The organism is Kitasatospora sp. NPDC056273 (genome assembly GCF_042268845.1).
GTDB lineage: Bacteria > Actinomycetota > Actinomycetes > Streptomycetales > Streptomycetaceae > Kitasatospora.
The window spans coordinates 246,766-257,435 of record NZ_JBHJSJ010000005.1; the positions used below are offsets into that span (position 1 = coordinate 246,766).

General features: G+C 75.1%; 10 protein-coding genes. 6 read left to right on the forward strand and 4 right to left on the reverse strand.

What is annotated here, in order from left to right:
* Positions 1-169: 169 nt before the first annotated feature.
* Positions 170-391, forward strand: a complete 222-nt coding sequence (locus ACFCY1_RS07100) for a hypothetical protein (protein ID WP_375873829.1) — start codon at positions 170-172, stop codon at positions 389-391.
* A gap of 95 nt (positions 392-486) precedes the next feature.
* Entirely contained in the window at positions 487-1,146 is a 660-nt protein-coding gene (locus ACFCY1_RS07105) for a zinc ribbon domain-containing protein (protein ID WP_375873830.1), read from the forward strand.
* 96 nt (positions 1,147-1,242) lie between these two features.
* Here the strand turns inward: ACFCY1_RS07105 and ACFCY1_RS07110 are convergent, their stop codons facing one another.
* Positions 1,243-2,940, reverse strand: a complete 1,698-nt coding sequence (locus ACFCY1_RS07110; protein WP_375873831.1) for an LCP family protein — start codon at positions 2,938-2,940, stop codon at positions 1,243-1,245.
* 248 nt (positions 2,941-3,188) lie between these two features.
* Between ACFCY1_RS07110 and ACFCY1_RS07115 the strand changes: the two genes are divergently transcribed.
* Together ACFCY1_RS07115 and ACFCY1_RS07120 are read left to right on the forward strand one after the other, a co-directional pair.
* On the forward strand, positions 3,189-3,572 hold the full coding sequence (locus tag ACFCY1_RS07115) for a hypothetical protein (protein ID WP_117493043.1): 384 nt from the start codon (positions 3,189-3,191) through the stop codon (positions 3,570-3,572).
* A 214-nt stretch (positions 3,573-3,786) separates the two neighbouring features.
* Complete coding sequence (locus ACFCY1_RS07120) at positions 3,787-4,995, forward strand: trans-sulfuration enzyme family protein (RefSeq protein ID WP_375873832.1); 1,209 nt, start codon at positions 3,787-3,789, stop codon at positions 4,993-4,995.
* An 87-nt stretch (positions 4,996-5,082) separates the two neighbouring features.
* Here ACFCY1_RS07120 and ACFCY1_RS07125 read toward each other — a convergent pair whose 3' ends face one another.
* Positions 5,083-6,855 (reverse strand): SpoIIE family protein phosphatase, encoded by a 1,773-nt coding sequence (locus ACFCY1_RS07125; RefSeq protein WP_375873833.1) that lies wholly within the window; start codon positions 6,853-6,855, stop codon positions 5,083-5,085.
* A gap of 349 nt (positions 6,856-7,204) precedes the next feature.
* Here ACFCY1_RS07125 and ACFCY1_RS07130 point away from each other — a divergent pair, with 349 nt between their 5' ends.
* Together ACFCY1_RS07130 and ACFCY1_RS07135 are read left to right on the forward strand one after the other, a co-directional pair.
* Positions 7,205-8,428, forward strand: a complete 1,224-nt coding sequence (locus ACFCY1_RS07130; protein WP_375873834.1) for an ROK family protein — start codon at positions 7,205-7,207, stop codon at positions 8,426-8,428.
* Between the two features lie 228 nt (positions 8,429-8,656).
* Positions 8,657-9,193, forward strand: coding sequence for a hypothetical protein (locus ACFCY1_RS07135; RefSeq protein WP_375873835.1), 537 nt, complete (start codon positions 8,657-8,659; stop codon positions 9,191-9,193).
* Positions 9,194-9,230: 37 nt separating this feature from the next.
* Here ACFCY1_RS07135 and ACFCY1_RS07140 read toward each other — a convergent pair whose 3' ends face one another.
* Positions 9,231-9,890 (reverse strand): transcriptional regulator, encoded by a 660-nt coding sequence (locus ACFCY1_RS07140; RefSeq protein WP_375873836.1) that lies wholly within the window; start codon positions 9,888-9,890, stop codon positions 9,231-9,233.
* A 162-nt stretch (positions 9,891-10,052) separates the two neighbouring features.
* The gene (locus ACFCY1_RS07145) at positions 10,053-10,448 is read right to left on the reverse strand and encodes a hypothetical protein (RefSeq protein WP_049658815.1); all 396 of its coding nucleotides are present in this window, start codon (positions 10,446-10,448) and stop codon (positions 10,053-10,055) included.
* Between the last annotated feature and the right edge of the window lie 222 nt (positions 10,449-10,670).

A 10,670-nucleotide genomic window follows, 5' to 3' on the forward strand; every position in this document is an offset into this window, starting at 1 on the left:
TCTTCTACGGAACTCCTCCCGCTGACCTCTACACGCCTGTTGTGTTCTGGTGGTGCGCTGCCCCCCGGCCGTCGGCCGCCCCCGCGGGGGGCGTCCGGCGGCCGGGTCCGGGTCGGGAGACGGAGCCGTGATGGAGAGTCAGTGCAGTCCCGTGGGCGCCGGAGGTCCGGTGGGAACGGAACCGGCGGACCGGGACGTCCAGTGGGTCTACCAGCCGGTCGAGGTGGACCTCGGGGGCGGCGCCTGGGCGCTCGGCCGGATCAGCGGGTGGTGGCAGGACGCGGCCGGGCAGCGCTGGTGCCGGCTGCGGATCGGCCGCAGCGGGCAGCCCGCGCGCTGGCAGCCGTTCGATCCGGCACGGGTGCTGCTGCTGCCGGCCACCGGGCTCTGAGCGGGGACGGTCGAACGTTGTTGGCGGAACCGTTCGATGGGCCCTATCGTCCCTGGGAGCGACCGCTGACAGGCCATTGAGCGACCGGGGACGACGTGAGTTCGGAGATCTACTTCAGCAGCAACTACCGCGACATGTGCGAGCAGCACGGCACCGGCGCGGGCTTCCAGTTCGAGTTCTACTGCTACCGCTGCTCGGACACCTGGCGTTCGACGTTCGAACCGTTCCGGACCGGCCAGATGGCCGGCTGGATAGGCAAGGGCGTCAGTGCGGCCTGGAACCTGATCGGCGGCAACGCCAACACCATCAGCAACGCCGCCGACGGGCTGGCCGGGCAGACCTGGGGCACCTCGCGGGACGCCGCGTTCCAGCGGGCCATCACCAACGCCCAGTCCCACTTCAACCGTTGCGCCCGGTGCACCCAGTACACCTGCGGGCGCTGCTTCGACCCGGCCCAGGGCCTGTGCCACAACTGCGCCCCGGACACCGCGGCCGAGGCGGTGGCGGCGCAGCACCGCGGTCTCAACGACGCGGTCACCGAGCGCGCGTTCAAGGCCGGGCAGCAGTCCGGGGCCGGGTACGACGTCAACACGCCGCGGCAGCTGGTCTGCCCGCAGTGCCACACCGAGACCCACGGCACGCCGTTCTGCCCGGGCTGCGGCTTCCGGCTGGCGCAGCCCGTCCAGTGCACGGGCTGCCGCCAGGACGTCCCGGACGGCGCCGCGTTCTGTCCGTCCTGCGGGACGAGGCGCTGACACCCCTCGGACGTACGACGGCGGGGCGCTCCCGGGGCGATGATCCGGGGGCGCCCCGCCGTCGTACGGGGGGACCGCTGTGCGAGGAGGCCGGGCTCAGCCGTACGAGAGGTTGGCGCAGGGGTCGTCGTCGGCCGAGCGGGCGGCGCCGCTGATGCTGGTGGGCAGCGGGGCCGGTGCGGTGGCGGCGCCGCCGGGGGCCGGCGTGGCGGGGCCCGCCGGGTTGGCGGCGGCGAAGTCGTGGCCGAGGACGACGCTGACGCCCCGGCCGCCGGGCTGCACGGTCGCGCCGGGGAAGAGCTTGGCGACCGACTCGGCGGCGGTGCGCTCGCCGGTGCCGTACTCGACGACGGTGGTGCTGCGCGGCTTGCCGACCGCGTTGCCGACGCCGGTGACGGTGTAGCCGGCGCCCTTGACGGTCTCCGCGGCCCGGCCGCCGAGCCCGGTCTCGCCGGTGCTGTTGAGCACGGAGACCTTCACCTCGGCGGCCTTGGCGTCCGGGGCGGCCGTCGGGGCCGGAGCGGCCGCGGGGGTGGTGGCGGGATCCGCGGCGGGGGAGGCGGAGCCGGCTTCGGCCGGGGCGCTCGCGTCCTGGCCGTCGATGGTGCGGTCGGCCTTGAGCGCGGCCCAGAGCTGGTCCACGTCCGGGTGGACCAGGGCGACCCGCGGGCCCTCGTAACGCCACGGCACGGTCAGGAACTTGATGTCGTGCAGGTCCACGTCCTTGAGTTCCATGGCGAAGGAGAGCAGCTTGGCGGCGGAGCCGAGGCCGGGGTCGACGGTCAGCGACTTCGTGGCCGCGTCGGCGAGTGGCAGCAGCGTGGTCGGGTCCATGCCGTGGGACTTCACCTCCTTGATGAGGGAGGAGAGGAAGGCCTGCTGGCGCTTGGTGCGGCCGATGTCGGAGCCGTCGCCGATGCCGTGCCGCACCCGGACGTAGTCCAGCGCGCTCTGGCCCTCGACCTTCTGCTTGCCCTTGGCGAAGAGCAGCTTCCCCTTGCGGCCGAGGTTGGGGTTGAGGTCCCCCTCGTGGATGTCGTTCGGCAGGCAGACCTCGACGCCGCCGACCGCCTTGGTCATCGACGCGAAGCCGTTGAAGTCCACCACGATGGTGTGGTCGACGCGCAGGTTGGTGAGCTTCTCGACGGCGTTCTGGGTGCAGGCCGGGTTGCCCTGGTCGCTGTCGCCGACCGAGAAGGCGCTGTTGAACATCACATTGGTCTGTTCCTTGGTCCACTTGCCGTTGGGGAGCTTGCACGGCGGGATGGTGACCAGGGAGTCGCGGGGGATGGAGATGCCGACGGCGTGCTTGTGGTCGGCGTAGACGTGCAGCAGGATCGCGGTGTCCGAGCGGGCGCCGCCGTCCCCGCCGCCGCCCAGGTCGCTGTTGCCGTTGCCGCGGCTGTCCGAGCCGATCATCAGCACGTTGACCGGGGTGCGGCCCTGGGAGTCCGGGGCCGCGGCCTCCGGGCGGTCCTTGCTGAGGGCGTCGCCGTCGAAGGTGCTGATGTTGCTGTTGAGCCGGTAGTAGAGGGCGGCGCCGCCGAGGACGGCGAGGGCGGTGCAGCCGGCGGTCGCCCAGAGCACCTTCTCCTTGGTGCTGCGCTTGGGCTTCTTCTTCGCCCGGCCCGCCGCACGGCCCTCCGCCGGGCCCTCCGCCGGGCCCTCCGCTATGTCCGAGCTGTCCGGGTTCTGACCGGTTCCGGTCCGGTCGGCCCTCCGGCCGGTGCTCCGGCGCCCGCCCGCCCGGTGCGGCGAATTCTCGGCTCCGGGGGAACCCTTGCGGCCAGACACGTCGTCATCCTCCACAGTTGCCACGCGCCCCCCGTCGAAGCGGCGGGTTCGCGTGGCCGGGGGCCGGAGCCGATCCGGGCAGGGCCCGTCGCTAAACTTTTACACCGCTGTAGAACTTCAGTGGAGCATACTAGGCGCGGATGGGAAAACCAGCTGGTCAGACCATGAGAAATTGGTCAGATCGGCGGGGTCCGCGCTGCTCCGGAACCGCTTTGAGGAGCACGATGACTAGTCGGATCATACGTTCGATGGCTGGCGCCCTGGTGGCCCTGCTGGCCGCCACCGGCCTCACCGCCGTGGCATCGGGTGCGGCGGCGGTGGCCGCACCCCGAACCGTCGCGGCCGCCGCCGCGAACCCGGGGGCGGCCGTGGGGGCCTCCACCGCGGACGCCGGTACGGAGGTCCGTACCGGGGCGAGCGCCACCTCCGGTGCCTCCGTCACCACGGTCGCCTCCGGTGCCTCCACCGCCGAGGCCGCGAACCTCGCCAAGGAGGAGAAGAAGAAGTCGGGCTTCTTCGCCAAGCTGGGCAAGTTCCTGCTGGTCGTGGTGATCCTGATCATCCTGTTCGTGGTGCTGCTGATCGTCGGGATCGTCTACGCGGCCAAGCGGATCTTCAGCCGCCGCAAGTAGCCGCGAGTAGCCGCGAGGCGTCGGGAGCCTCTCGCCGCCGCCGGGAGCCACCCGCCGTGGTCGGGAGCCGCCCGTCGTAGAGGGGAACCACCCGCCGCCGCGACCCGGGCGTCGCCACCGCCTTCGGGCGGTGGGCCGGAACGACCGCCCGGGCAGGCCACTCGACGGCGATTGGCCATGGCCCGGGCGCCGAGACCGCCCGAGGATGAACGCCATGAGCGACCACCACTCCCACGAGGCCCCCGACGAGCTGCGCCCCGAGAGCCGGGTCGTCCACCCGCCGCTCACCGAGGTCACCGGCAGCCGTCCGCTGGGCGTCCCGCTGCACCAGGGCCACCTGTTCGCCTTCGACACCGGCGACGCGCTCGCCGGAGCCCACGGGGGACCGGACGGCGCCTTCTTCTACAACCGCTTCGGCAACCCCACCGTCCGCTCGCTGGAGCAGGCCGTCGCCGGACTCGAGGGCGGCACCGGAGCCCTCGCCACCGCCTCCGGCATGGGGGCGATCAACACCGCGCTGCTCGCCCTGCTGCGTGCCGGCGACCACGTGATCGCCCAGCGCAGCCTGTACGGCGGCACCGTCGGCGCGCTGACCGACCTCACCGAGCGCTGGGGCGTCGAGGTCGGCTACGTGAACGGCGACGACCCGGCCGGAGTGGCGGCCGCACTGCGCCCCACCACCCGGGTGCTGTTCCTGGAGACCGTCTCCAACCCCACCACCCGGGTCACCGACCTGCCCGGGCTGATCGCCGTCGCCAAGCGGGCCGGGGTGGTGAGCGTGGTGGACAACACCTTCGCGACCCCGCTGCTGTGCCGCCCGATCGAGCACGGTGCGGACATCGTGATCCACTCCGTGACCAAGTACCTCGGCGGACACTCGGACGTCCTCGGCGGGATCGCCGTCTTCGCCGACCCGGCGCTGCACCACCAGGTCTGGCGGCGCTCGCTCGAACTCGGCGCCGCCGCCGACCCGTTCGCCGCCTGGCTGACCCTGCGCGGGATGCAGACCCTCGCCCTGCGGGTCCGCCGCCAGTGCGAGACCGCGCTCGACCTGGCCGGCCGGCTCGCCGCCCACCCCGCGGTCACCGCCGTCCACTACCCGGGGCTGCCCACCCACCCCGACCACGACCTCGCCCGCCGCCTGTTGCCCGACGGCCACGGCGGAGTCCTGGCCTTCGACCTGGCCGGCGGCCGGGAAGCGGCCGCGACGTTCACCGAGTCCGTCCGGCTCGCCTCACTGGCCCCGTCGCTGGGCGACGTGCACACCCTGGTGCTGCACCCGGCCAGCACCTCCCACCGGCAGCTGTCGGACGAGGAGTTGGCGGCGGCGGGCATCGGCCCGGGGACGGTGCGGGTGTCGGTGGGCATCGAGCACCCCGAGGACATCTGGGCGGACGTCCGGCGGGCGCTGGCGAAGGTGTGAGCGGAGGTGCGGGGCGGGGGAGGTGCGGGCCGAGGGGCCGTCAGGGCCGGGCGGCTGTCGCGGTGAGGACCGGCGCGCGGCGGCCCGTCAGCGCTGCCGGGGGCGCGCCACCAGCAGGGCGATGTCGTCCTCGGCGGCGGCCGGGGGCGGGGCGAGGGAGTGGAGGACGGCGTCGAGCAGCTCGTCGAGGTTCCCGGTGGCGGGCAGGCACAGGGCCGCGAGCCGCTCCAGGGAGGCGTCGATGTCCTCGTCCCGGCGCTCGACCAGGCCGTCGGTGTAGAGCAGCAGGGTCTGGCCCGGCAGGAGCGGGTGGGCGGTCTGCTCGTAGCCGCCGAGGCCGGTGCCGAGCGGCGGCCCGGTGGGGACGCGCAGCAGCTCGGTCGGACGGCCGGGGGCGATCAGGGCGGGCGGCAGGTGGCCCGCGCTGGAGAGGGTCCAGCGGCCCCGGCCCGGGTCGGCGAGGGCCAGCAGGCAGGTCGCCGGGCGGGCGGAGTCGTCGGCGGAGATGACGTTGTCGAGCTGGCGCAGGATCCGGTGCGGGGGCAGGTCCATCCCGGCGAGGTCGCGCAGCGCGGAGCGGTAGTGGCTCATGTCGACGGCGGCCTCGACGCCGTGCCCCATGACGTCGCCCATCGCCAGCAGGGTGCGCCCGAACGGCAGGCGGACCGTCTCGAACCAGTCGCCGCCGACCACCGAGGAGCTCCCGGACGGAAGGTACCGGGAGGCGAGGGAGAGGTTCTGGTGCGGGTTGCCGGGCTCGCTCAGCAGCGCCCGCTGGAGCTCCAGGGCGATGCCCTGGGACCGGGCGAAGCTGCGGGCGTTGTCGAGGGCGGTGGCGGCGCGGGCGGCGAGATCGCCGAGCAGGGCGGCCTCGTCGGGGGTGAAGGCCGGGCCGGCGGCGGTGCGGCCGAGGGTGAGCAGCCCGATCAGGCGGCCCCGGGCGGCCAGCGGGAGGACCAGCAGCGAGGTGGTCCCGGCCGGGCAGGAGTCCTCGGGCCCGGGCTCGGTGAGCACGGCGACGCCGCCCGCCAGGCTGCGCGCGGCGGCCGAGCCCTCCCGGTGGCGGATCGATTCGCCGGGCCGGGGCAGCTCGGCGAGGGCGTCGGCCAGCGCGGGTACGGCCCGGGCGCCGACGCGGTGCAGCCGCTGGGACGCGCCGTGGCCGACCCGGGCCGGCTCGACCGCGGGCGGCAGCACGTCCACGGTGGCGAGATCGGCGAGCCGGGGGACGGCGAAGGCGGCGAGCTCGGTGCCGGTGGTGCCGACGTCGAGGGTGGTGCCGATCCGTTCGGTGGCGGCGTCCAGCAGGGCGAGCCGGGCCCGGGCCCGCTCCAGCTCGCGCAGCTGCTCGCGGGCCGGGTCGGGGTCGTCCAGCACGACGACGATCACGCCGGTGGTCCGCCCGGAGTGCCGCAGGGCCCGGTAGCGCACCCGCAGGCCGGGCGGTACGGGGGCGCCCGCGCCGTCCGGTCCTCCGGTGGCGTGCTCGCGGGCGAGCCCGTCGGCGAGGACCCGGCGCAGGATGCCGAGGGCCCCGGCGAAGGCGGTGGCCCCGGCGGCGCGGCCGAGCAGGTCGGCGCGGCGCAGCCCGGTGGCGGTGGTGAAGGCCGCGTTCAGGTACTGCCAGCGCAGCCGCTCGTCGAGCAGCGCGACGCCGACCGGGGCGGCGGCGAGGACCTCGCGGAGCCGCTCCGGATCGTCGCCGGGGCCCTCGCCGTCGGCGCTGCCACCGCCGGCGCTGTCACCACTGGTGAAGGCGCCGAGCCGTGCGGCGAGGGCGGCCGCGGTCGCCGCCAGGGACCGGGAGTCCGGTGACGCGGGCCGCGGCCCCTCTGCTCGGTTGCCGTGCCGGAAGTGCATACGCCCATGATCACGCGCCCGGGCGCGGCACGCCCACAAGTGGGTGAAACGTTGACCGGTCGGAGACGGTGCTGTAACGGGGTGCGGCCGGCTCCGCACGGAGCCGGCGGCGAGGCCGTTGGGGAGTGGGGAGGTGGTGGGGAGGCGTGGGTGGGACCGGGGGATACGGCAGGCGAACACCGGATGATCACCGGTCATACTTGGGCGGCGGCGCCCGCCCCGGACGCCGCGGCCCGGGCCGGGCCCACCCGGCCGTACCGGCCCGGACGTACCGACTCGGCCGCACCGGCCCGGACGTACGACCCGGCCGTACCGACCCGCGCCCGAAGATCCAGACCGGAGGAACCCGATGAGCCCCCACCAGCCGACCAGTCGCCCGGCGGCCGGGGCCCCCGGGGTGCCGTGGAACCGGCAGCGGCTGCGCAGCAACAACGAGTGGCTGCTGCTGGAGCTGCTGCGCACCGGCGGCGGCTCCACGCGCGCCCAGCTGGCCCGGGACACCGGTCTGTCCAAGCCGACGGTCTCGGCCGCGCTGGCCGAGCTGGAGCGGGCCGGACTGGTCCGGGAGGCCGGGCGGCTGGCCCCCGAGCGGGGCCGCACCGCTGTGCTGTACGAGGTCGACCCGACGGCCGGGCACGTGCTCGGCGTGGACATCGGCCGGGCCCGGCTGCGGGTGGCGGTGGCGGACCTGGCCGGGACGGTGGTCGCCCGCCGGGACGTGGCCAACCGGGGCCGCTCGGCGAACGCCGTCGCCGACGCCGTCGTCGCCGCCGCGCACGAGGCGATCGCCGAGGCGGGCCTGGCGGCCGGGGACATCGTGCACGCCGTGATCGGCACCCCGGGGGTGTGGGACGAGCAGCGGCGCGGGGTGCGCTACGCCAACAGCCTGCCGGGCTGGGACAGGCCGGGACTGTTCGACCGGATAGGCGAGGGCCTGGGGACGGCCGTCTCGGTGGCCAACGACGCCAACCTGGCGGCGCTCGGCGAGTACACCCTGGGCGCCGGGCGGGGCAGCCGGATGTTCGCCTACCTGCTGGTCGGCACAGGGCTCGGGCTGGGCGTGGTGAAGGACGGCGAACTGCTGCTCGGCGCACATGGCGGGCTGGGCGAGATCGGCCTGGTGCCGCTGTCCGGGCGGCCCGGCGAGCCGCCCGCGACCATCGAGCAGGACGCCGCCGCGGACGCCGTGGTGCGCGCCGCCCGGGACTTCGGGCTGGACGGGGAGTCCGCGGCGCGGCAGCTGACGGCGAAGCAGGTCTTCGAGCGGGCCCGGGCCGGGGAGCCCGCGGCGGTCCGGGCGGTGGAGCGGGAGGCCGAGCGGCTCGCCTACGCGGTGGCCGTGCTCTCGGCCGTCCTGGACCCGGACCTGGTGGTGCTGGGCGGCGGGATCGGCAGTAGCGCGGACCTGCTCCTGGAGCCGCTGGAGCGGGCCCTGCACGGGCTCGCCCCGATGCGGCCGACGCTCGCGCCGAGCCTCCTGGGGGAGGAGGCGGTACTCCTCGGCGCGGTCGCCACGGCGTTGGAGACCGCCCGCCCCGCGGTGTTCGAGCGCCGGACGGCGGGGCTGCGCTGACGGCGGGGCCGCGCTGACGGCCGGTCTGGTCGGACGGTCGGCGGGGCGGGAGCGGTCGGCGGGCGGCCGGTCGGCGGACGCGATTCGGGCGGGGTTCGGGCGGGGTGGCGACGGTCGGTGACCGGCAGGTCTCGATCTGCCAACGAGTGGGGATTCGGTGGACGGTACGTGTGCGATTCCTGCTTCAATCGCACGACTCATCCAAACGGAACGGAGCGTTCTCCTCCCATGCCTTCACGGATACCCGGTCGCCGTCGGGCCGGCCTGGCCGGATTCGCCGGACTCGTGCTCACCGTCGGCCTGGCGCTGACGGGTTGCGACCCGTCGGCGGCCGACGGCGGTGCCACGGCCTCGGCCACGCCGACCGCCACCACCCCCGCGGCGACCACCCCGCCGGCGACGCCCGCCGCGGCGGTCCCGCCGGCGGCCCCGGCCAGCACCCCGCCGGCCCAGCCGGCACCCGCGGCACCGGTGGCCACGCCCCCGCCCGCGGCCCCTCCGGGCCAGCCCAGCGCCCCCGCGCAGCCGCCCGCCACCAAGGCGCCGCAGCCGAAGGTGACCACGGCCCAGCCGCCGAAGGACCCGGAGCCCCCCGCGGCGGCGGCCGGTGCCGGCGCCGGATGCGAGATCCGTTCGAACGCGGGCAACTGCTACGAGGCGGGCCAGTTCTGCCGCAACGCGGACCTGGGCAAGAGCACCCACGAGGCCGGCGGCCGGGTGATCTACTGCCGGATGGTCAGCGGGAAGCCGCACTGGCAGGTCTGAGGCCTCCCGGCCCCGGGGCGGACCGGACGGTTCGCCCTCAGGCGTCGATGACGCCCAGGGTGTCCCAGAACAGGTGCTCGTAGGCCTGGAGCAGCAGCCCGTACTCGTGTGCGGTGGCCAGGGTCGGCTCGTCCAGCCGGTCCAGGCCCAGGGCGTCGGCGGCCTGCTGCTCCAGCTCGGGCGCGGGCTGGGCGAAGAAGTCGAAGAACGCGCAGGACTCGTCGGAGAAGCCGTACTGGCGGCGCAGCGCCTGCGCGATCGTGGCGCAGTAGCCGCCCCAGGCCGCGAAGTTGGCGACGAGCGCGGCGGCCGCGGCGGCGGGCTCGCCGTTCAGGGCGAGCCAGGCGAGGTAGTGCGGGTAGGCCTGGCACCCGGGCAGCGGCGGGTGGGCCTCCAGCGCGCCGTGGTCGAGTCCGACGGCGGCGCCGAGCGCGGACAGGGTGCGCAGCGCGGCGCTCTCGCCCTCGGCCAGGGTGGCGAACCAGGCGCTGACCGGCCGGTCCGCGGTGCGGCCGGCGAGCAGCAGCAGGCTGCGGCGGTCGGAGCGGATGATCCGGTGCTGCTGGGCGGCGAGTTCGGCCAGCGCCGAGCGCGGCGCGGTGCCGTCGGCGAGCGCTGTGACCAGCGCGGGGGCGGTGTCGCCGGGTGCCAATTCGGCCCGCAGGTGCTGGATCTGGTCGAGGATCGGGTGGTTCACCGGTGCCTCCGGGGTGCGGTTCGGTCCGGTGCCATTCCTACCGCCTGGCGGTGCCGGTGCGGCGGCGACAGGCCGGGGCCCGAGGCGGGGACCGGCTCCCGGCCGGGGCGGCGCCGGGCCGGGAGCTGGTGGCGTGGGGAGACGGGGGGTGCCCCCCGTGCGTCAGGAGTCGGCGCAGGCCTTCCCGATCTCGCCGGCAGCGTCGGTGATCGGTTTGAAGTCGGGCTGCTTGCCCTTGGAGACCCGGTCGATGGCGTCGTTGACGGCCTTGGAGAGCCGGTCGGCGGCCGCGTCGATCTTGTCCCCGTTACCCTCGCGGATCTTCTTGGTGTCGTCGGCGACCTTCCGCAAGGCCTCGACGGTGTGGTTGCGGCGGCTCTCGTCGGTGATCTGCCCGACGTTGATCGCCGAATCCGCGAGGTCCTGGACGTCGCCGGTGAGGCTGATCGCCCGCTTTCCACAGTCCAGGGCCTGGTCGGCGTCGCACGCGGTGAACAACGGGGCCGCGAGCAGCAGTGCGAGCGTGGTGGCGGCCAGACGGTACGGCTTCCTTGTCATGTCTCTATCCCTCCCGCCCCTATCAACGCCGGTCCGTCGTGCGGAGGTTCCGGAAGACTGCGTGAACCGTTGGGAAAGTCTTTGCTTCCAGCGGAATGTGATGTTCCGTCAGTTTTGTGCGGGAAGGATCCGGGCGTGGGGGCCCCCCCGGCCGGCCGCGGGGGCGCCCGCGACCGCGACCGGCAGCACCGCGCCGCCCGGGACGGCCGTGGCAGGACGCTC